Origin of the sequence: Streptomyces sp. CA-250714, assembly GCF_050936705.1 — a bacterium.
GTDB lineage: Bacteria > Actinomycetota > Actinomycetes > Streptomycetales > Streptomycetaceae > Streptomyces.
In genome coordinates this window covers 3,329,819-3,350,847 of record NZ_JBNJMI010000002.1, presented here as the reverse complement: position 1 = coordinate 3,350,847, position 21,029 = coordinate 3,329,819, and the positions used below count along the sequence as shown (strand labels likewise).

General features: G+C 71.7%; 19 protein-coding genes. 10 read left to right on the top strand and 9 right to left on the bottom strand.

Features of this window, described 5'->3' with window-relative positions:
* Positions 1–83: 83 nt before the first annotated feature.
* From ACQEU8_RS33840 to ACQEU8_RS33830, 3 genes are all read right to left on the bottom strand, one after another.
* Positions 84–554 (bottom strand): nuclear transport factor 2 family protein, encoded by a 471-nt coding sequence (locus ACQEU8_RS33840; protein WP_433107955.1) that lies wholly within the window; start codon positions 552–554, stop codon positions 84–86.
* A 129-nt stretch (positions 555–683) separates the two neighbouring features.
* A complete protein-coding gene (locus ACQEU8_RS33835) occupies positions 684–1,697 on the bottom strand; it encodes a GlxA family transcriptional regulator (protein ID WP_433107953.1) in 1,014 nt (337 codons plus the stop codon).
* 11 nt (positions 1,698–1,708) lie between these two features.
* Positions 1,709–2,749, bottom strand: coding sequence for a GlxA family transcriptional regulator (locus tag ACQEU8_RS33830; protein ID WP_433107951.1), 1,041 nt, complete (start codon positions 2,747–2,749; stop codon positions 1,709–1,711).
* Between the two features lie 71 nt (positions 2,750–2,820).
* Here ACQEU8_RS33830 and ACQEU8_RS33825 point away from each other — a divergent pair, with 71 nt between their 5' ends.
* Together ACQEU8_RS33825 and ACQEU8_RS33820 are read left to right on the top strand one after the other, a co-directional pair.
* Positions 2,821–4,164, top strand: coding sequence for an MFS transporter (locus ACQEU8_RS33825; RefSeq protein WP_433107949.1), 1,344 nt, complete (start codon positions 2,821–2,823; stop codon positions 4,162–4,164).
* Between the two features lie 105 nt (positions 4,165–4,269).
* Positions 4,270–5,040 carry an NAD(P)H-dependent oxidoreductase gene (locus tag ACQEU8_RS33820; protein WP_433108913.1) on the top strand — a complete coding sequence of 257 codons (771 nt, stop codon included), beginning with the start codon at positions 4,270–4,272 and terminating at the stop codon, positions 5,038–5,040.
* A gap of 25 nt (positions 5,041–5,065) precedes the next feature.
* On the opposite strand, the gene ACQEU8_RS33815 is transcribed toward ACQEU8_RS33820, so the two are convergent.
* The 4 genes from ACQEU8_RS33815 to ACQEU8_RS33800 form a co-directional block, all read right to left on the bottom strand.
* The gene (locus ACQEU8_RS33815) at positions 5,066–5,749 is read right to left on the bottom strand and encodes a flavin reductase family protein (protein WP_433107947.1); all 684 of its coding nucleotides are present in this window, start codon (positions 5,747–5,749) and stop codon (positions 5,066–5,068) included.
* Positions 5,750–5,850: 101 nt separating this feature from the next.
* The gene (locus tag ACQEU8_RS33810) at positions 5,851–6,678 is read right to left on the bottom strand and encodes an enoyl-CoA hydratase/isomerase family protein (protein ID WP_433108911.1); all 828 of its coding nucleotides are present in this window, start codon (positions 6,676–6,678) and stop codon (positions 5,851–5,853) included.
* A 66-nt stretch (positions 6,679–6,744) separates the two neighbouring features.
* A complete protein-coding gene (locus ACQEU8_RS33805; RefSeq protein ID WP_433107945.1) occupies positions 6,745–9,006 on the bottom strand; it encodes an acetate--CoA ligase family protein in 2,262 nt (753 codons plus the stop codon).
* A gap of 564 nt (positions 9,007–9,570) precedes the next feature.
* Positions 9,571–10,743, bottom strand: coding sequence for a flavin-containing monooxygenase (locus ACQEU8_RS33800; protein WP_433107943.1), 1,173 nt, complete (start codon positions 10,741–10,743; stop codon positions 9,571–9,573).
* 182 nt (positions 10,744–10,925) lie between these two features.
* Between ACQEU8_RS33800 and ACQEU8_RS33795 the strand changes: the two genes are divergently transcribed.
* The 5 genes from ACQEU8_RS33795 (at position 10,926) to ACQEU8_RS33775 (ending at position 13,806) form a co-directional block, all read left to right on the top strand.
* Positions 10,926–11,408, top strand: coding sequence for a Zn-ribbon domain-containing OB-fold protein (locus tag ACQEU8_RS33795; protein ID WP_433107941.1), 483 nt, complete (start codon positions 10,926–10,928; stop codon positions 11,406–11,408).
* Positions 11,409–11,666: 258 nt separating this feature from the next.
* The gene (locus ACQEU8_RS33790; protein WP_433107939.1) at positions 11,667–12,158 is read left to right on the top strand and encodes a hypothetical protein; all 492 of its coding nucleotides are present in this window, start codon (positions 11,667–11,669) and stop codon (positions 12,156–12,158) included.
* Positions 12,155–12,475, top strand: coding sequence for a transcriptional regulator (locus ACQEU8_RS33785; protein WP_433107937.1), 321 nt, complete (start codon positions 12,155–12,157; stop codon positions 12,473–12,475). Before ACQEU8_RS33790 ends, ACQEU8_RS33785 begins: the two co-directional genes overlap by 4 nt.
* A gap of 99 nt (positions 12,476–12,574) precedes the next feature.
* Positions 12,575–13,222 carry a class I SAM-dependent DNA methyltransferase gene (locus ACQEU8_RS33780; protein ID WP_433107935.1) on the top strand — a complete coding sequence of 216 codons (648 nt, stop codon included), beginning with the start codon at positions 12,575–12,577 and terminating at the stop codon, positions 13,220–13,222.
* Between the two features lie 95 nt (positions 13,223–13,317).
* Positions 13,318–13,806, top strand: a complete 489-nt coding sequence (locus ACQEU8_RS33775) for an N-acetyltransferase family protein (protein WP_433107933.1) — start codon at positions 13,318–13,320, stop codon at positions 13,804–13,806.
* A 155-nt stretch (positions 13,807–13,961) separates the two neighbouring features.
* Here the strand turns inward: ACQEU8_RS33775 and ACQEU8_RS33770 are convergent, their stop codons facing one another.
* The gene (locus ACQEU8_RS33770) at positions 13,962–15,215 is read right to left on the bottom strand and encodes a thiolase C-terminal domain-containing protein (RefSeq protein WP_433107931.1); all 1,254 of its coding nucleotides are present in this window, start codon (positions 15,213–15,215) and stop codon (positions 13,962–13,964) included.
* Positions 15,216–15,347: 132 nt separating this feature from the next.
* Here ACQEU8_RS33770 and ACQEU8_RS33765 point away from each other — a divergent pair, with 132 nt between their 5' ends.
* Positions 15,348–16,589, top strand: coding sequence for an acyl-CoA dehydrogenase family protein (locus tag ACQEU8_RS33765; RefSeq protein ID WP_433107929.1), 1,242 nt, complete (start codon positions 15,348–15,350; stop codon positions 16,587–16,589).
* Entirely contained in the window at positions 16,589–17,077 is a 489-nt protein-coding gene (locus tag ACQEU8_RS33760; protein ID WP_433107927.1) for a nitroreductase/quinone reductase family protein, read from the top strand. The genes ACQEU8_RS33765 and ACQEU8_RS33760 overlap by 1 nt, the downstream gene beginning before the upstream one ends.
* A gap of 7 nt (positions 17,078–17,084) precedes the next feature.
* Here the strand turns inward: ACQEU8_RS33760 and ACQEU8_RS33755 are convergent, their stop codons facing one another.
* A complete protein-coding gene (locus ACQEU8_RS33755) occupies positions 17,085–17,732 on the bottom strand; it encodes a TetR family transcriptional regulator (protein ID WP_433107925.1) in 648 nt (215 codons plus the stop codon).
* Between the two features lie 306 nt (positions 17,733–18,038).
* On the opposite strand from ACQEU8_RS33755, the gene ACQEU8_RS33750 reads away from it, so the two are divergent.
* Positions 18,039–21,020 (top strand): PQQ-binding-like beta-propeller repeat protein, encoded by a 2,982-nt coding sequence (locus ACQEU8_RS33750; protein WP_433107923.1) that lies wholly within the window; start codon positions 18,039–18,041, stop codon positions 21,018–21,020.
* The last annotated feature ends 9 nt before the right edge of the window (positions 21,021–21,029 follow it).

Genomic DNA, 21,029 nt, shown 5'->3' with positions numbered 1-21,029 from the left:
ACCCGCAGCCCGCGAGCGCCGGGCAGGGGCACCCCCGTACCGGAACAACGGAGAGGGGCCAGCCAAGACCCGCCGGACCCGCCCTAGGCGCACACCGCGGCAACCGCCGCAGTGTCCCAGTAGAACGGATGCACCTCGGAGATCCGCCCATCCCTGACGGTGATCGTCTGCAGGATGGGGAACGTGATCTCCCGGCCGGTGGCACGCGCGCGTGCGTGGATCCGGCTGTGCACGACCAGCGTCGCACCAGTGGCGAGGAATTCCTGTTGCGTGATGTCGAACGACTCCCAGACGCGGCTCATCTCGAGGAAGAACCGCTCCATGCCCGCATGCCCATGCCAGCTGCCGCCGTAGGGCAGCCCGTCGGCCTGGTGGAGGACGACATCAGGAGCGAAGAAGGGGGCGAGCGGGGCGAACGAAGCCGTTCCCGGACCGCCTGCGGCCAGATACTCCGCCTCGGCCGCGTACATGCCGGTGAGCACCGTCTTCGGGTCCACCCGGGAAGAAGCCGCCTGGTCCGGCGGCGAGGAAGGGGAAGCAGCGTGGTGTGTCATGCCGACAGCGTCGCCTGCGTACGGCGGAAGGGCTGGCGGTTGTCGGACGTCGCGCTGAGGGCGTGAGCCGGCCTGCTCGCCGGCCGCGTCCCTACGCCGCCGCGCCCGCGCCTCCGCGGCGACCGCGTCCTACGCCGCCGCCCCCGCCGCCTCCGCGCGGAACGTACGGCGGTACGCGCGCGGGGAGACGCCCAGTGCCGCCTGGAAGTGCTGGCGGAGGGAGGCGGCCGTGCCGAAGCCCGCCTGGGCGGCGATGCGTTCGACCGGGAGGTCCGTTTCCTCCAGCAGGTGCCGGGCGCGTTCGATGCGCTGCTGGGTGAGCCAGCGCAGCGGAGTGACGCCGACTTCTTCGCGGAAGCGGCGGGTGAAGGTGCGGACGCTCATGGATTCGCGTTCGGCGAGTTCGCGGAGGGTGAGGGGGCGGTCGAGATGGCGGAGCGCCCAGTTGCGCGCTGTTCCGGTGGAGGAGAGGCGGGGTTCGGGGACGGGGCGGCGGATGAACTGTGCCTGTCCTCCGTCGCGGTGCGGCGGTACGACAGTGCGCCGGGCCACCTCGTTGGCGACAGCAGCGCCGTGGTCCTCCCGCACGATGTGCAGGCACAGATCGATTCCGGCCGCCTCGCCCGCGGAGGTCAATACCGATCCCTCGTCCACATAGAGCACATCGGGATCGAGCCGCACAGCCGGATACAGGGTCCTGAAGTTGTCGGTGGACATCCAGTGGGTCGTTGCCCGTTTGCCGTCCAGCAGTCCGGCAGCGGCCAGTACGAAGGCGCCCGTGCAGATGGACGCGACACGGGCGTCGGGACGGACACGGGCGAACGCCTGCCGGAGCGGTTCGGGCAGAGTGCCCTCGGTCTCCGTCGCGTCCAGTTCGTGAGTGGCCGGAACCACCACCGTGTCGGCCTCCGCCAGCGCCTCGGCGCCGTGCGTGACGTGGATGGGGAAGTCGGCGTCCGTACGGACAGGGCCCGGCGCGACGGCGCAGGTGACCACCTCGTACAGCGGCTCTCCCTCCTCAGTCGCCGCGCGGCCGAACACCTGGTGCACCAGGCCGAGCTCCATCGGCAGCACTCCGTGCCTGACCAGCACCGCGACCCGATGCCGCCCTGGGTGCGCGAAAACCCGCCCTCTGGTGGCCATCTCCGCCTCCTTCATCCTCGTTCTCCCGCACTTGTGCCCACTGCTGCACCTGGGGCGTCGTCCGGTGCGGCCCCCACGCGGAACGTACGGCGGTAGGCGCTCGGTGAGACGCCCAATGCTGCCTGGAAGTGCATCCGCAGTGTCGACGCGGAACCGAAGCCCGCCCGGGCGGCGATCTGCTCGATGGGCAGATCGCTCTCCTCCAGCAGCTGGCGGACGCGTTCGATGCGCTGCTGGGTGAGCCACTGCTGGGGACTCACCCCGACCTCTTCGCGGAAGCGGCGGGTGAAGGTGCGCACGCTCATGGATTCGCGTTCGGCGAGTTCGCGGAGGGTGAGGGGGCGGTCCAGGTGGCGGAGTGCCCAGTTGCGCGCTGTTCCGGTGGAGGAGAGGCGGGGTTCGGGGACGGGGCGGCGGATGAACTGTGCCTGTCCTCCGTCGCGGTGCGGCGGTACGACAGTGCGCCGGGCCACCTCGTTGGCGACAGCAGCGCCGTGGTCCCGGCGGATCATGTGCAGACACAGGTCGACACCGGACGCGATGCCCGCCGAGGTGAGGACGGAGCCCTCGTCGACATAGAGCACGTCCGAATCGAGCTCGACGGCCGGGAAGAGGCGCTCGAAGCGCTCCACGGCGCTCCAGTGGGTGGTGGCCCGCTTGCCGTCCAGCAGCCCGGCGGAGGCCAGTACGAAGGCGCCTGTGCAGATGGACGCCACCCGGGTACCGGGACGGATACGGGCGAACGCCTCGGCGAGCCCGGGGCTCATCGCCCCCCGCTCGAAGGGCTCGTCGCGGGAGTGTGCGGCCGGGACGATCACGGTGTCCGCCTCGGCCAGCGCCTCGGTGCCGTGGTCCACATTGATCGTGAAGTCGCCCTCCGTGCGAATCGCACCAGGCGTGACGGCGCAGGTGACCACCTCGTACAGCCGCTCGCCCGTGGCCGACCGCGCCCTGCCCATCAGCGCGTGCGGAATGCCCAGCTCGATCGGCAGCAAGCCGTGCCGCACCAGGACAGCGACCCTGTGCAGCCCCGGGCGGGTGAAAACAGCCATGGCCCGATCCTCGCACATGGTGTCCCTCTGGCCACTCGATCCGTTCGTCCCCGCACCGCAGGCTGGTCCGCGTGACTGAGACCCTCTCCCCGAGGCCGTCCGGGAAGGGCGGCGCCGATCCTGCTGAAAGCCCTCCCGGACCGCGATCTGGCGGACCGCGTTCCGGACCGCTGGTGCACCGTGCCTGGTGGGTCGCCCTGGTGTGCTTCGTCGCGCTGGTGGGCGCTGCCGGGTTCCGGGCGACACCCAGCGTCTTCATCGACCCGCTGCACGAGGAGTTCGGCTGGTCGCACGGCACCATCTCGTTCGCCGTCGGGTTGAACGTGCTGCTGTACGGGCTGACCGCACCGTTCGCCTCGGCACTGATGGAGCGCTACGGCATACGCCAGGTCGTCACAGCAGCACTGCTGTTGATCTCGACGGGCAGTGGCCTGACGGTCTTCATGCGGGCCGAGTGGCAACTGGTGCTCTGCTGGGGCTTGCTGGTGGGCATCGGTTCGGGCTCCATGGCGCTCGCATTCGCCGCAACAGTGGCCAACCGCTGGTTCGTCGCACGGCGTGGCCTGGTGACCGGCATCCTGACCGCCGGAAGCGCCACCGGGCAGCTGGTCTTCCTGCCTCTGGTGGCACTGCTGGTGGAAGGGCCCGGCTGGCGTACCGCCTCACTGGTGGTGTGCGGTGCGGCGCTCGCTGTCGTGCCGCTCGTGGTGTGGCTGCTGCGCGACCGTCCCGAGGACGTGGGGCTGCGCCCGTACGGTGCAGGGTCCGACTATGTGACGCCTGAGGCGGATACGACGGGTGCACTGCGGCGCACCCTGTCGGTGCTGCGGGACGCCGCCCGTACGAGGGTCTTCTGGCTGCTGGCCGGGTCGTTCGCGATCTGCGGCGCGTCCTCGAACGGCCTCATGAGCACGCACTTCGTACCTGCTGCGCACGACCACGGGATGGCCGTACCGGTTGCCGCTTCCCTGCTGGCCACCATAGGACTGCTGGACCTGGTCGGCACGGTCTGCTCCGGCTGGCTGACCGACCGCTTCGACGCGCGCCGGCTGCTGGCGGTCTACTACGGGCTGCGCGGTCTGTCGCTGCTGGTGCTGCCGATGCTGTTCGCCGCAAGTGTGCAGCCGCCGATGCTCTTCTTCATCGTCTTCTACGGGCTCGATTGGGTCGCCACCGTGCCGCCGACCATGGCGCTGTGCCGGGAGCACTTCGGTGCGGACGGTGCGGTGGTCTTCGGCTGGGTGCTCGCCTCGCACCAGGCCGGTGCCTCGCTGATCGCCTTCCTGGCAGGGCTCGTACGTGACGCGACGGGGACGTACGACCTGGCGTGGACCGGGACAGGTGTGCTGTGTGCGATGGCGGCGCTGATGGCGCTGGTGGTCCAGCGCGGTAGCCGGCAACCGGCCGCACTGTAGGGCGCCCGGACCCGACGGTGCGGGTGGCCAGAATCTTGCACTAGCCGTCCATCGGGCCACTCGTTTCGGCTGCCAGCCGGACGCATGCTCAGTGGCATGAAAACGATGAAGGCACTGTGGATTTTCGCCCACCCGGAAACCCGCTCCTTGAACGCCGCACTGCGCGACACCGGTGTCGCCGCTCTGCGGGAAGCCGGTCACGAGGTGCAGGAGTCCGATCTGTACGCGATGGGCTGGAAGCCGGTCGTCGACGGCGCGGACTTCCCCGCCCGGGAGCGGCCGGGAGAGCGGCTGCTGGTCGGGGACGCGCAGGAGCACGGGTACGTCACAGGCGGGCTCAGCCCGGACATCCGGGCCGAGCAGGAGAAGATCGAGTGGGCCGACACCCTGGTCTTCCATTTCCCGCTGTGGTGGTTCGGTCCGCCCGCCATCCTCAAGGGCTGGTTCGACCGGGTGCTGGTGCAGGGCTTCGCGTTCGGTGTGCAGGACGCGCAGGGCCGTACCCGGCGCTATGGGGACGGCGGTCTGGCGGGCAAGCGGGCCATGGTCCTCACCTCGGTCGGGGCGCGGCCCTCCAGCTTCGGGCCGCGCGGCATCCACGGGTACGTCAACGACGTGCTCTTCCCAGTGCACCACGGCACGTTCTGGTACACCGGCATGGCGGCGCTGCCCCCGTTCGTCGTCTACGGCGCCGACCGCGCCACCGAGGCGGACGTCAAGGAGCGCAAGGAGGAGCTGCGCGAGCGGCTGCGCAACCTGGACGAGCTCGCCCCACTGCCGTTCCGCTACGAGGCGGGCGGCGACTACGACGCCGATCTGGTGCTGCGCCCGGAACTCGCCCCCGGCCGTACGGGGTTGGAGGTGCATTCCGCGTGACTGCCGCACCGGTCCGGCAGCGGCTTCAGCCGGCGGGGTCCGCCGGGGTGAACGTGCCCAGTCGGCCCCGGTGGAAGACCAGCGGCTCGGGGTCGCCCTCGACAGCGTCCAGTGCGCGTACCCGGCCGACGACGATGAGGTGGTCGCCACCCGTGTGCACGGCGTGGATCTCGCAGTCGATCCACGCCGCCACACCCTCCAGCAGCGGCGAACCGGTGACCGGCGCGGGGGAGTAGGAGACGCCCGCGAACTTGTCGGCACCGCTCACCGCGAAGGCACGGCAGAGTTCGCCCTGGTCAGCCGTGAGGACGTTCACGCAGAAAACGCCCGCGCGTGCGATGCGGGGCCAACTGGTGGATGTGCGCCCCACCATGAACGAGATCAGCGGTGGCTCCAGCGAGAGGGACGCGAAGGACTGGCAGGCGAATCCCGCGGGGCCCGGCTCCCCCTCCGCCGCAGGTGCGGTCACCACGGTCACGCCGGAGGCGAATCCGCCCAGCACCCGGCGGAAGTGGGCCGGGTCGACGGGGGCGCGCTCGTCCTCGCGTACGGCGCGCAACTCGGGCTTGGGGAGCGCGCCCGGCTCCGCGGTCTGCTCGGTGCCGAGCCGCGCATCCCGTGCGGTGCCGTGCGCCGCGTGGGCGGACGGTGCGCCGGCAGTACGCAGATAGCGCACCGCGGTGGCTGCCATTCCAGCGTGTCCCATCATGGGTTCATTGCACCCGCTGCTTCGTCGGTTCGGAAGGTCCGGACGGTACAGGGTCCCTGCTGCCGTTGTGAGTTCGGCAACTCCAGAGTAACCATGGCGCTCTATCGTCCCTCGAAGTCCGGTCTGCGCCGCTCGGTGAAGGAGGCAACGCCCTCCCGCGCGTCCCGGGTGGTCATGTTGATCTCCTGGGCCCATGCCTCGGCGGAGAAGGCGGCCGTACGGTCCGCGTCCAGGGAGGAGTTGACCAGCCGCTTGGTGAGCGCCAGTGCGCGGGTCGGCCCGGCTGCCAGCCGCTCCGCCCAGTCCCGCGCCGTCTTCTCCAGCGCTTCGGCGGGCACGACCCGGTTGACCAGGCCGAGCCGTTTGGCGTCCGCCGCGGGCAGCGCGTCCCCGAAGAACAACAGCTCCTTCGCCCGCTGCGGCCCGACCAGCCTGGGCAGCAGATAGGCCCCGCCCCCGTCCGGCACCAGGCCGCGGCGTACGAAGACCTCCACGAACGACGCCTCCTGCGCGGCCAGTACGAGATCGCAGGCGAGCGCGAGATGGCAGCCGAGCCCCGCCGCAGTGCCGTTGACCGCCGCGAGCACCGGCTTCTCGCAGTCCAGCACGGCTGCGATCAGCCGCTGCGCACCCCGTTCGAGCGTACGGGCCACATCGCCCGCGACCCGTTCCCCGCCGCCTTGGGCGCCCTTGAGATCGGCGCCCGCGCAGAAGCCGCGGCCTCGCCCGGTGAGTACGACGGCCCGTATGTGCGGGTCGGCGGAGGCGTCGGCGAGCAGCGCGATAAGCCGCTCGCGCTGCTCCCAGGTAAGTGCGTTCATGGCGCGCGGCCGGTCGAGGGTGATCCACGAGACGGCGTTGTCAGTGGCCTGCGCTACAACTTTTTCCAGGGGTTCGTCCTGGGTCACCAGGGGGTGACCGGACGACATGTCACGGGGGGAGGACGTCACGTGCAGCTCCTTTCACGGGCGCCGCTGCGCCGGTCGGTGGTGGGCTCAGCGGCAGACGGCCAGCGCGTCGAGCGCCACCGCGCCCTGCCCGCGCGGGAGGACGACCAACGGGTTGATGTCCAGCTCCGCCAGCCCACCACCGCTGTCCGAGCCGGGCCTGTTCCTGCCCAGCTCCAGGGCCATCCGCTGCACCCGCAGAACGACCTCCACCAGCGCGTCGGTGTCCGCGGGCGGTCTGCCGCGTACGCCGTCCAGCAGTGCCGCGCCCCGCAGTTCGCCGAGCATCGCGCGGGCTTGTTCCTCGCCGAACGGCGGGACCCGCACGGCGACATCCCGCAGAACCTCGATCAGCACGCCGCCCAGCCCCACCGTCACCGTCGGACCGAACAGCTCGTCGTGGGTGATGCCGACCGCCATCTCCACACCCGGGTCGACCAGCTGGCACACCAGCACCCCGTCCAGCTCGATGTCCTCGGCACGTGCGATCTCCGTCAGTTCGCGGTAGGTGTCCCGCACCTGGCTGGCGGAGGTGAGCTGGAGGCGGACGAGGCCGTACTCGCTCTTGTGCGCGAGCTGCGGCGCCGACGCCTTCATCACGACCGGGTAGCCGACCTGTGCTGCTGCCCGCACCGCACCCGCCGCACTGGTGCACAGCTGCTCGCGGGGGACGCGGATCCCGTAGGCGCGCAGCAGTTGCTTGCCCGCGTGCTCGCTCAGCTGCTCTCCGGGGCGCAGCAGTGCCTCGGCTTTGCGCAGCGAGGGGGATGGGGTGCGGGGTGCGTCGTCGAACGGGGAGTGGTAGGCGCGGGTGAAGCGGTGGTGGTCGAGGTAGGCGCGGACGGCGCGCACGCAGTTGCCGAACGTACGGAAGGTCGCCACCCGCGAGGAGCCCAGCAGCGTGTGCCGGTAGGCGTCCTCGGTGCCGACCGGAGAGCCCCATACGACGCACACCAGCTTGTCCGTCTCCTCGGCGGCGGCCACCAGGTCCCGGGCCAGCTTGTCGCTCATAGGGGGGAAGGGGCCGGTGATGGGGCAGACGAGTACGCCGACATCAGGATCGGCCAGGATCGCGTCGATGATCTTCCGGCCGCGCCAGTCGCCCACCGGGTGGCCGCCGTTGTCGACCGGGTTGGCTACGGAGAGGTACTCGGGGATCCACTGGTGCAGTTCGGCCTGCTTCTCGGCGGAGAGCGTGGGCAGGTCCAGCCCTTCGGCGGTCGCCAGGTCGGCGAAGTGCGCGCCCGTGCCGCCGGATATCGCGTAGACGGCCACGCCCTCGGCTCGCGGCGGCCGGGCGCGGGCCAGCAGTGCGGCAGTGTCCTGCAGTTCGTCCAGGCCGGACACCCGGATGACGCCGAACTGCCGCATCGCCGCATCCACCGTGGCGTCAGCGCCGGTGAGCTTCCCGGTGTGCGAGGCGGCGGTACGGGCACCGGCCTCGGTGCGGCCCACCTTCACGGCGACGACGGGCACGCCGGCGCGGGCAGCACGGTCGGCCGCCAGCAGAAAGCCGCGGCCGTCCTTGAGCCCCTCGAGATATGCGGCGACGGCGCCGACCTCGGGCAGGGTGGCGAAGTAGGAGAGGAAGTCGGCCGTCTCCAGGTCCGCCTCGTTGCCGGTCGGTGCCCAGTGCGAGAGCCGGATGCCCAGCTCCTGGAGGGCGAAGAGGGGCCGCCCTTGGTGCCCTGACTGTGTGATCAGCGCGATGGCGGGGCCCTTGAGGTCGTCGCGGAACTGCTCGAAGGCGTTGAGGTTGGTGTTCGGGCCCAGCAGCCGCACCCCGGAGCGCGCGGCGGCCTCGGCGAGCCGGGCCTGCGCGGCTGCGCCCTCCTCGCCGGTCTCGGCGAAACCGGAGGCGAAGGCGACGGCGAATCTGGTCTTGGTGTCGGCCAGTTGCTCGACCACGGGCAGCGGATCGGCGACGAGCAGTACGGCCACGTCCACCGGCTCGGGCAGCGCGGTGACGGTGGGGACGCAGGGCACTCCGTAGACCTCGCGTCGGCTGGGGTGCACCGGGTGCAGGCGCGCGCCGACCCGCTCGGCCCACGCCATCAGTTGGCGCGTGATGCCCGCGTTCGGCCGCCCCTCGGCGTCCGAGGCGCCGACGACGGCCACGGCCTCCGGGCGGAAGAACCGGTCCAGGTCCGGCACCGGCGCGTGCAGCGGCCGCCCGCTGACGTCGAGCTCGACAGCGGCGGCCTCGTCGGCTCTGCCGTGCACGGCGCCGCCGCCGGTCCGCTCGCCGCAGGCCAGCACCCGGGCCGAGCGGGGGGTCATGGTGAGGGTCCCGTGAGTCGATCCGAGCATGTTCTCTCGCCCACTCCCGTGTGGTGGCCTGCCGCGGACTGGCGCCTCGCGCCGATGCTGGAACTGACGCCCTGTCAGATTACTGAACTGACAGGGCGTCAGGAAGACTGCGGCCCGGATCGCCGCCGCGAACCTGTTTCCGTCGCGGTCTTGCTTTGCGGCGCACTTCTTTCCGCCGCGGTCGGGCGCTGCCGCGCACCTGTCTCCGCCGCGGTCCGGCTTCGCCGCGCACCTTTTCCCGCCGCAACGGCGCTTAGGTGGCACGAACGTAATCGGCGGTGCCGAACTCACCGGCTGAGGCCGGTTCGGCACCGCCGGTCACGTCCGATTCGCGCCCCGCCGTTGCGGCGGGGAAGAGGGACGGCGGGGAAGAGGGACGGCGGGGAGGAGGGACGGCGGGGAGGAGCGAGACGGTGGGAAGAGGAGAGACGGCGGCGGAGAAGAGAGCGCCGGGAGGGAGGGGTGGCGGGTGAAGAAGGGGGCCGGGAGAAGGAGACGGCGGGAGGGAGAGAGGCGGCGGGGAGGAGAGGGGCTGCGGGAAGAGGGGAGGTGAGGGGCGGTGGGTCACAGGGTGGCTTGGGCCAGTGTCTTGGCGATGCGGCGGGCGTCGAGGGACAGTTCGCGGAGGTTGCCGCTGAGGGGGTTGGAGAAGCCGGTGAAGTAGAGGGCGGGGGCGGCGGGGTGGGTGCGGCGGCCGTGTGCGCGGGGCAGGCCGCGGGGGTCGAGGACGCCAAGGTGGCCGACCAGGTCCTCCAGGCCGCGCCGGTATCCGGTGGCGGCGATGACGACTTCGGGGGTCACCGTGTCCCCGTCCGCCAGCAGCACCTTGCCGTCGTCGAAGGATTCGACGGCGGCCACCGGCTCGACCTTCCCCTGCCGCACCGCGTCCACCAGCCCTGCGTCCAGCACTGGGATGGCGCCCTGGCGGGCCCGGGTGTACAGGCCCGCCTCCGGGCGCGGCAGCCCGTAGGAAGTCAGGTCGGGGACGGAAAGCTTGGTGAGTTGCGCGGCCATCCGGTCCACCAGCCGCACCGGCAGCCTCCGGCACAGGATCGCGCTGCGCTGCGAGGGCCAGCCGAGGGTGGAGCGGCGCAGGATGTGCGGGGGCGTCCGTACGGCGAGGCGGACGCGCCCGGCCCCGCCCTCCGTCAGGTCCGCGGCGATCTCCGTCCCGGTGTTGCCCGCGCCCACCACCAGTACGTCGCGGCCTGCGAAGGGGGCGGGGGAGCGGTAGCGGGAGGCGTGCAGCAGTTCGCCGGTGAAGTCGTCGCGCCCGGGCCAGGAGGGCAGATAGGGCGTGTGGTTGTAGCCGGTGGCGACGACGACGGCGGGTGCGGTCAGCCGCCGCCCTCCGTTGGCGTGAAGCACCCAGCGCGCGCCCTCGGGGGCCTCCGCGCCCTCCTCGTCGTCGGCACGGTCCAGCCTGTGCACCTCGACGCCCGTCGCCACCTCGATCCGGTGGTGCGCCGCGTACTGCTCGAGGTACCGCACGACATCGTCCCTGGCGACCCAGCGCCCGTACGCGCGCGGAAGGGGCAGGCCGGGGAGGGATGAATGGGTCCGGGCAGTGTGCAGGCGCAGTCGGTCGTAGTGGTTGCGCCAGGAGGAGCCGACGGTGTCGGTCCGCTCCAGTACGACCGCGCTGATGCCGCGCTCCCGCAGGGCCGCGGCTGTGGCCAGGCCCACGGGTCCGGCCCCGAGAATGTGGACGGGTGTGCCGCTTTCGGACGTGGGCATGACGACAATCCTAGGGCTGGGCGCCCACCCTTGCGGGCGTACGCGGTAACGCCTAGAACTGACTCACCGTCAGCTCGGCACTGACCGACTGACCGACCTACTGACCGACCGACCGGCCGGTACGGCCGACCGACCGCCGACCGGGCATCCGGTGCGCGGCGGCACCAGCGTGAGGGGGCTCCGTGAGCGGAACGGCGGCACAGGTGGCACAGGCAGTACAGGCGGCGCAGCAGCGGTTCGATCTGCCGGACATCGACGCGTTCACCGCGCCCTACTGGCAGGCGGCGGCCGAGGGTCGACTGCTGCTCCGCCGCTGCCGTGCACAAGGCTGCGGTCTCGCGCACCACTACCCGCGCGAGTTCTGTCCGCACTGCTGGAGCGAGGACGTCGTCTGGGAGGAGGCCGACGGGTACGCCACGCTCTACACCTGGTCCGTCGTGCACCGTAACGATCTGCCACCGTTCGGAACGCGAGTGCCGTACGTTGCTGCCGTGGTGGAGCTCGCGGAAGGGCCGCGCATGATGACGGAGATCACGGACTGTGCGCCGGAGGCGCTGCGGGTTGGGATGGAGCTCCGTGTCGCGTTCCGGGCGGTGGGCGACGCGGACGACACGGAGAGCGCCCAGCAGTTGGCCGTACCGGTCTTCCGGCCTGCCCGGAACTAGGGCTGGCTTGCCCGGCGGGTCTTGCCGATTGACCCTCTCCGTTGTTCTGGGAGGGGTGCCCCTGCCCGTCGTCCGCGGGCTGCGGCTGCGTTGTGGCTTGTCGCGCAGTTCCCCGCGCCCCTTCGGGGCGCGTCCCCCTGCTGTGCTTGGCAGTCTGCCCCCTGCTCGAAGAGCTTGGGGGAGCAGGGGGCAAGCACGGCCCCGATACCGGATACTCGCCCCTTTCCGTAATGGAAACTCGCCGCTACTCTTTCCGTCATGGAAACTCACGGGGTACGGCTGACACCCGAGCAGGCCCGTTCCGCGCTGGCGGACACCGAGCACATCCGGGCCTCCACCGGCGCACTGTCGGCCACGCCATGGCCGAACTGGTTCTTCATCACGCTCACGCTCTACATCGCCGCACTCCCGATCACCTACGGAGGCGTCACGGCCGACTCGGACTGGCTGCTGCCGCGTCCGGCCTGGATGGGCATCATGCTGGCGATCACCGCGGTGTATATGGCGCTGTTCGTCGTCGCGGGCAAGGCTTGGCGGAACAAGACCGGGGTGGCGTTGCGGTTGGACGTGCTGCCGAAGCGGGCCACCGTGCCGCTCATGGTGGGCATGCCCGTGCTGCTGGTGGGGGCGGGGGTCGCGTTCCGCGTCACGGGGTGGCCTGTGTGGCTGTTCGCGGCCTCGCTGATCAGCGCCGCCGTGTCCGTGGGCTTCCACCTCGCCTTCGTCCGTCTGCACCGGAAGACCGCGTGAGCGCCGACACCCACGGACTGATGGAGGGTTTCGACGCCACCGTCCACGCCCCGAACCGGCTGCGCATCTGCGCACTGCTGGACGCGGCGGGCGAGGCGGAGTTCGGCCTGGTGCAACAGCAACTCGACGTTTCCGCCTCCGTGCTGAGCAAGCACGTGACCGTGCTGATGGACGCCGGATACGTCGAGCAGCGCAAGGCCGTCCGTGACACCCGGCAGCGTGTGTGGCTCCGCCTGACCCGGCGAGGACGGGATGCCTACCGGGGGCACCTTGCGGCGCTGCGGGCGATCGTGGGGGCGTCGGATCCGGCTCTCTGATCACGATCGGAGCCGGCTGAGGAGCGTGTGATCGGCCGCACATGTCCTCCGTCGAACGTTCCCGAAGCGCATGTGTCCTCCGCCCGCTACCGTTCCCGGGTGACCGAACTCCAGACCTTGCGTGCCACCCGTGAGTCCTACGACGCCATCGCACCCACCTACGCGCAGATGTTCCACGACTCCCTGCGCGACCGTCCGCTGGAGCGCGCCCACCTGAGCGCCTTCGCGGAACTGGTGCAGGCCAATGGTGGCGGTGAGGTCGCGGACCTCGGCTGTGGGCCGGGGTACATCACAGCTCACTTGAGCGGGCTGGGGCTGAACGCCTTCGGTGTCGACGCCTCCCCGGCGATGGTCGAGCTCGCTCGCGAGGCGTACCCCGGACTTCGGTTCGAGGTCGGCTCGATGGCCGCGCTGGACATCGAGGACGGTGTGCTGGGCGGGGTGCTCTCGCGGTGGTCCGTCATCCATACGCCGCCGCAGGACGTGCCCGCCGTCTTGGCCGAGATCGCCCGGGTCCTGGCTCCCGGCGGGCATCTGTTGATCGGCTTCTCCGCCACCGACGGCCCTCACCACGAGACGCAGGCCTACGATCACGCGGTGGTAACGGCCTACCGCTGGTCCCCCGACCGTCTCGCCGCGCTCCTGCGCGACCACGGATTGACCGAGGAAGCCCGTACGGTGCTCCAGCCGAAGCCCACTGACCGGCGGCAGTTCGAAGAGGTCCTGCTCCTCGCCTGCAAGGCGTAGATCGGGCGAGGAGAGCGGCCTGGCGAGGCACATGATCGCCCTGGACAGTTCTTGGTCGCTGGCAGCACACGGATCATGTGCCGCATGCTGGGCCCGTGCAGATACGAGAAGCCACCGAAGCCGACTGGCCGGCCGTCTGGCCCTTCTTCCAGCGCATCGTCGCGGCGGGAGAGACCTACACCTATCCCCGCGACATGGATGAGCCCACCGCTCGGCAGAGCTGGATGCTCCAGCCGCCCGGCCGCACCGTCGTGGCCGTGGACGAGAACGGCACCGTGCTCGGCTCCGCCAAGATGAACCCCAACCACATGGGCGGTGCGTCGCACATCGCCAGTGCGAGTTTCATGGTCGATCCGGACAGCAGCGGCAAGGGCGTCGGCCGGGCACTGGGCGAGCATGTGCTGGACTGGGCGAAGCGGGAGGGCTACCGGGCGATGCAGTTCAACGCCGTCGTGGAGGCCAACACCCGTGCGGTGGCGCTGTGGAAGTCGCTCGGCTTTGAGATCGTCGCCACCTTGGAGGAGGGCTTCTTGCACCCGGAGCACGGGTATGTGGGGCTGCACATCATGTACCAGCGGTTGTAGGCGTGTCCGGCGGATCTTGCCCGGCCCGCTCCGTTGTCCCGGTAGGGGGGTGCCGGTAGGGGGTTGCCCCTGCCCGGCGCTTGCGGACTGCGGGTGTGTTGTGGTTGCTGGGGGTACCTCCCGGCGGAGGCTGGGGGAGCAGTTCCCCGCGCCCCTTACGGGGCGCGTCCCAGCACCACCGTTCCCGACGAGCAGAACCAGCCGCCTGTCCCGGAGGCGACGGCCAGTTCGGGCAGTGTTCCGTCGCGTCGGCGCACCTGCCGGCCCTCGCCGGCCTCGCCGCGTAGCTGCCGTACCGCCTCGACCAGGAGGAACAGGCCGCGCATTCCCGGGTGGCAGGCGGACAGGCCGCCGCCGTCGGTGTTCACCGGCAGTGCGCCGTCCCGCAGCAGTCGCCCCTCCTCGACGAACGCGCCGCCCTCGCCCTTGGCGCAGAAGCCGAGGTCTTCCAGCGTGACAAGGGTCATATAGGTGAAGGCGTCGTAGATCTGGGCGAGATCGATGTCGTGCGGCTCGACTCCGGCGCGTGCGAAGGCCGTACGTCCCGAGACGGCGGCCGGGGTGACGGTGAAGTCCTCCCACTCGGACATCGTCGTATGGGAGACCGCCGTACCCGAGCCGAGGATCCACACCGGCCGGCCGGCCAGGTCCGGCACCAGGTCCTCGGCGACGAGCAGTACGGCGCAGCCGCCGTCCGAGCGGATGCAGCAGTGCAGTTTGGTGAACGGGTCGGCGATCAGCGGCCCGGACAGTACGTCGTCCACCGTGATCGGTTCGCGGTAGAGGGCTTCGGGGTTGGCCGCGGCGTTGGCGCGGGCCTGGACGGCGACCTGGGCGAGCTGTTCGAGGGTGGTGCCGTACTGGTGCATGTGCCTGCGGGCGGCCATCGCGTACTTGGCGATGAGCGTGTGCCCGTACGGAGCCTCGAACTGGAGAGGGCCGCGGGTGCCGAAGGACAGATTGGCGGTGCGGCGGCCGGCCTTGAGGTCGGCGCGGGGGGTCGAGCCGTAGACGAGCAGTACGGCGTCGGCACGGCGCTGTGCGATGGCATCGGCCGCGTGTGCTGCCATCACCTCCCAGGTGGCCCCGCCGACGGAGGTCGAGTCCACCCAGGTGGGCCGCAGCCCCAGGTACTCGGCGACCTCCACCGGCGCCAGGGTGCCCAGTCCGGCCGAGGCGAGCCCGTCCACCCGGGACCGGTCGAGCCCCGCGTCGGCCAGGGCACGGCGGGCGGCCTGCGCGTGCAGCGCGTACGGTGTCGCCGCTTCGGCACTCGCCGCCTCGCCGTTCCCGGCGTCACACAGCGCGACCCCGCCGACCGCGACGCGGCGTTCGGAGCGACCGGAGGCGGAGCGACCAGAGGTGGAGTGGCTTTCAGCTGAGCGGTGCGGTCCCGAGGCAACCGGCATGGAGCTGACGGTACATCAGCTCCGGTCGACGGCGGCAGAGGGCGGCATGGGTGCGCGACTCTGGGCATCTCGACCAGTACTCCGTAATATGACGCTCCGTCAGTTTGCCGAGCCCGTGAGGGGGCGCTGCCGATGGACACCGCGTTCACCGAGGAGCAGGACGAGATGCGGCGTACCGTGCGGGACCTGCTCGCGCGGCGCTGTGGGCCCGACGTGGTGAAGGCAGCCGTGCGCACCCCCGAGGGATATGACACCGCCCTGTGGCAGACCCTCGCGCGGCAGCTCGGCCTGTCAGGGCTGGCACTGCCCGAGACGTACGGCGGGGCAGGCTGCGGCACTCTCGAACTCGCCCTCGTCTTCGAGGAGGCGGGCCGCGTCCTGCTGCCCTCGCCGCTGCTGCCCACGGCCGTGCTCGTGGCCCCGCTCATTGACGCGCTCGGCTCCCCGGAGCAGCGCGCCCTGCTGCTGCCGCGCCTCGCCTCCGGTGAGCTGACCGCCGCCCTCGCCGTGCCGGGCAGCGCCCTGGTCCCGGCGCTCGGTCTCACCGGTTCCGGCCACGGCTGGGCCGGCGGCGGGCGCGCGGGCGGCGTGCAGGCGTCGTACCGCACAGGCGGCGCGGGGGAGGGGTGGCGGCTGTACGGGGAGGCGGACCAGGTGCTCGGCGGCCACAGCGCCGGGCTGCTGCTCGTCGCCGCGCACACGGGCGGCTACACGCGCAGCCGTACGCTGCTGTTCCTCGTCGACTGCGCTGACGGGGGCGCGAGCGGCCTGGTGCGCGCCCGGCAGACCGCGCTGGACGAGACGCGCACGGTGGCGCGAACGCAACTACGGGACGTGAGTGCGACGTTGCTCGGCGAAAGCAGCGACGACATCTGCCCCGCACTCGCGGCGGCCGGGCCGCGGGCTGCCGCCGTGCTGGCCGCCGAGGCCGTGGGAGCGGCGGACGGCGCGCTGGCACGGACCGTCGAGTACGTCAAGGTGCGGGAACAGTTCGGGCGGCCCATCGGCTCGTTCCAGGCGGTACGGCACCGGCTGGCGGATGTGTACGTACAGGTGCAGGCGGCGCGCTCGGCGGCGTACTACGCGGCATGGGCAGCAGACCGACCGGCCGGTCTGTCCGACGGGGAGGCCGCCACGGCAGGCGGGCTGGCGCTCGCGCAGGGGCTGGAGGCGTTGCGGTCGGCCGCCGCCGAGACGGTGCAGCTGCACGGCGGGGTGGGTTTCACCTGGGAGCACGAAGCGCACCTGTACTTCAAACGAGCGGCAGGCGACGAGCTGCTGTTCGGTCCCGTGCACCGGCTGCGGGCGCGTGCCGCGGAGCGCGCGGCGCTGTTCGGGCCGGCTGAGGGAGAGCGAGAGGCGGTCGCCGTCTGATGGCTGGGAGGAGCGGTGTGAAGCTGGTCCAGAAGATCTCGTCCACCAGGGCTTTCGCGCGCATCGCACCGTATGTGATCCCCGTTCTCGACCGGGTCGTGCACCGGCTGTCGGGCGGGCGGACGATGCTCAGCAACCAGCTGTTGCCCGGAGTCGTACTGACGTCGACGGGCGCGAGGAGCGGGCAGCAGCGGCGTACGCCACTGGCGTGCATGCCCGAGGAGGAGCGGGGGACTTGGCTGCTGGTGGGCAGCAACTTCGGCAGGCCGGGCCACCCTGCGTGGACCGTCAATCTGCGCAGGAACCCGGAGGCGTGGATCAGTTACCGAGGACGGGATATTCCCGTACGGGCACGACAGTTGGAAGGGCACGAGCGGGAGGAGGCGTGGCGGGAACTGCTGCGGTTCTGGCCGCCGTACGCCGTCTATCAGGCGCGGATCGAACGGCAGATCCGTATCTTCCGCCTCGGACGCCGGGAAAGAGACTGACGGTCGGCTACTTGGCGGGCTTCTTGCCGGTCACGCCGAGGTGGACCAGCAGCGCGAGGCTCGGCTTCAGGTCCGACTGCTTGACGCCCCAGGTCTGGAAGCCCTTCTGGTGGCCTGCCACGGAGGCCAGCATGGCGACCAGGGAGCCCGCGACAGCCGCGGCGTTGATGTCCTTGTCGACCCGGCCCCGAGCCTGGAGGTCCTTGATCGCATCGGCTAGGGAGTTGTTGACCGAGTTGAGGATCTTCATGCGGATCTTGTAGAACCGCTTGTCGCCCTCCGCGGCGCCGAGATCGACCACGCGCAGGATCGCGTCGTTCTTGCGCCAGAAGGTCAGAAAGCCCTCCACCAGGTCCTCGGCCGTCTGCCTGCCCGCTTTGCCGGCCCAGGAGCGCCCGGCCACCAGTTCGGTGAGGCCCGCACCCTCCTTGGCCATGGCTTCCGCGATCTCCAGGACGGCGCCCTCGACATCGGGGAAGTACTGGTAGAAGGTCGCCGGAGAGGTGCCCGCTCTCCGTGCCACGTCGATGACTTTGACGTCGCGGTAGGGCGACGTGCTGAGCATCTCGCTGAGGCAGTCGAGCAGCTTCTGCCGCGTCGCCTGACCGCGGCGTCCGGCCACCCGGCCGTCGACGGTTCGCACTTGTCCTGTCATGCCGTCAGCTTACCGAGGGGTGATCGGCTCGCGATTCGTCAGCGGGCAAACGGGGTGTGCTCGGATTGCTGACCGGGTTGAGGGCAATTGGGGTGATGCGCAGCCAACGGGGCGTGCCGGATTCTCCGGGTCATCCCGGGCTATGTCGGGCCACGAAGACACTTACGTGCCGCCCCCGGGTTCGCAACCAACGCGTTCGCCAGGAAGAATCGGCGTCCGGACCGCCAGGTCCGGCACGGCAGTGAGAGGCTGCACGGGGCGGGAACGGGCAGAGTTTACGGCCCCTACGGGGAGGTGGCAGGACAAGTGGTGGAGCAGCTTACACAGCACGATCCGCGGCGGATCGGCCCGTTCGAGGTGCTGGGCCGTCTCGGTTCCGGCGGTATGGGGCTGGTCTACCTCGCACGCTCGGCATCCGGCCGCCGGGTCGCGATCAAGACGGTGCGCACCGAGCTGGCCGAAGACCAGCTCTTCCGGGTGCGCTTCACCCGAGAGGTCGAGGCGGCCCGCGCAGTCAGCGGTTTCTACACCGCCGCCGTCGTGGACGCGGACCCCCGCGCCGCCGTGCCGTGGCTGGCCACCGCCTATGTGCCCGCACCCTCCCTGGAGGAAATAGTCACCGAGTGCGGACCGCTGCCCGTACAGGCCGTGCGCTGGCTGGCGGCGGGCGTCGCCGAGGCGCTCCAGTCCATCCACGGGGCCGGTCTGGTGCACCGCGACCTCAAGCCGTCCAATGTGCTCGTCCTCGAGGACGGCCCCCGCGTCATCGACTTCGGTATCGCCTCGGGTGTCTCCAACACCCGGCTGACCATGACCAACGTCGCCGTCGGTACGCCCGCCTATATGTCGCCCGAGCAGGCGCGGGACTCCCGCAGCGTCACCGGGGCCAGCGATGTGTTCTCGCTCGCCTCGACGCTGGTCTTCGCCGCCACCGGTCATGCGCCGTTCCACGGGGCCAACCCGGTGGAGACGGTCTTCATGCTGCTGCGCGAGGGCCCCGATCTGGAAGGGCTGCCGGACGAGCTGCGGCCGCTGATCGAGTCCTGTATGCGGATGAACGCCGAGGAGCGGCCCACGCCCGCCGACCTCCAGGCACAGCTGGCGCCGCATCTGTTCGGCGCCGGCAGCGACGACAGCGGCACCGTGTCGGCGTGGCTGCCGTCCACGGCCGTCTCGCTGATCGAGCGCCGCAGGGGCGGGCGTGCGATGCGGCGGCAGAACGCGGCTGCCGCGGCGGCTGCGGGCGCCCCGGCGGGTGGTGAGGGCGCCGAGGACGCGGGGAACGGTGCGAGTGCCTCCGGCAACGCGGGCGCCTCCGGCAACGCGGGCGGCTTCCCGGAGGCGGCCGGTGCCGGTGCCGGTGGCGCTGGCGCTGGCGAGGGTGGCTCGGCGCTGGGGTCCGTTGGGCCAGGTGGGCCCCCGGCCGCAGGGCGCGCGGCAGCGGGCCAGGCTCAGGCGGCGTCCGGAGCCGCGGCTTCCGGGGCCGCGGCCGGGGCTGCCGGTGGACCGGGTGCTGCCGTCGCCGAGTGGGACCAGGGCATCCCGCCGGGGCCGCGCGCTGTCGGCAGCTCCCTCGGTGCTTCCGGCGCCCCGGGCGGCTCCGGCGGCGCCGAGGCGGGCGGCCAGGGCTCCGGCGGCGCCGGTCCCGTCGTCTCGCGGCCCGCGTCCCAGCCGGGCAACCCCGATGGGGAGTCCGTGCAGCTGCCCGGCGCACAGGTGCCGATCGGTCCTGGCCCGCGGCGCCCGGACGAGACCGGCCGGGAGGCCGAGGCCGCCGGGACCTCCGGCTGGGTGCGCCCGCCTGGCGGGGGCCAGGAAGGCACTCCGCAGTCCTCCGTCCCGCCGCCATACACGCAGCCGCCTCCGCAGCCCGCGCCCTCCGCAGCGCCGGGAGCGTCGGCTGCCGCGTCGGCCTCCGCACCCCCCGCAGCGTCCCCCGCGGCCGCTCATGCCGCGCCGGCCGCGCATCCGCTGGCCCGCCCGTACGGCGCTCCGGGGCCGCGGCATGCCGGGGCCTCCGACCATGGACCCGGGCAGCCGGCATCCGCCGCGTCGCCCGCTGCACCACCGCTGCAGAAGCCGCCCACCGGGTCGCCGTCGCCGTCGTCGCCGTCGCCGTCCGCGGGGCCCGGGCAAGCGGGTGGCGGCGAGCCGCAGCGCTGGCGGCCCTGGCGGTTCCGGATGTCGAACGATGTGTGGGGCTCGCCCGTCGTTGCCGACGACCTGGTGTACGTGACGTCGTTCGAGGTGCACGCACTGGACGTGGCAAGCGGGCGCAGGCAGTTCAAGACGCGCGAGGTCGCCTGGTCGATGGCGGTCTCCGGCGGCCGGGTGCACGCCTCGGACGGGCCCAGCCTGTACGCGCTCGATGCCACCGACGGCTCCGAGCGCTGGCGGCTGGCCACCGACGGCTGGGTGTACTCGCTCCAGGTCGACCGGGGCACCGTGGTCACCGGCACCCGTGGCGGCGGCGTACAGGCGTGGGAGGCCGCCAGCGGCGAGAAGCTATGGGAACTGACCGGCGCACAGGCCGACTTCGAGACCCCCGAGGCGGGGCCCGTCATCGTCGACGGCGCCGTCTACACCTGGGCGGACGGGCGGCTGTACGTGCTGGAGGCGCGGACCGGCGACGAACGCTGGACGTACCCGGTCGGCGACGCCTCCGCCACCGGCGGTGTTCCCGTGCGGGTGACCCCCGCCGAGGACGGGACGGTGTATGTGTGCGCGGGCTCCCGGGTGTTCGCGCTGGACGCCGCGACGGGGCAGGAGCGGTGGCGGTTCGACGCTCCGGCCGCCTTCCTGAGCCCGCCCGCCTTCGTCCCGGGCCCCGGGGTGACGGGCGGGGGCGTCTACCTCGCCGACTACCTCGGCACCGTGTACGCGCTCGACTCCGGCAACGGCCACGACCGCTGGCGCATCGCCACCGAGGCGCGGCACTCGACCGAACCGGTCGTCACCGCCGACGGACTGGTGCATCTCGGCAGCGGCAGTGCCCTGTACACCCTCGACGCGGTCAGCGGAACGCCCCGCTGGCGCTTCGCGACGGGCGCCGATGTGGTGGGCGCACCTGTCGTCGCGGACGGCCGGGTCCACTTCGGTTCGGCCGACCACTGCCTGTACACCGTGGACGCGGTGGGCGGCCAGCTGCGCTGGAAACTGGCCACCGGCGGGGAGATCACCGGCTCGCCGGTGGCCGTCGGGGGCGTGGTCTACGCGTGCAGCAAGGACCGTTGCGTCTACGCGTTGGACGCGACGAAAGGCACCGGCCAGGCCCGGCACTCCGGCTGAGCCCGCGCC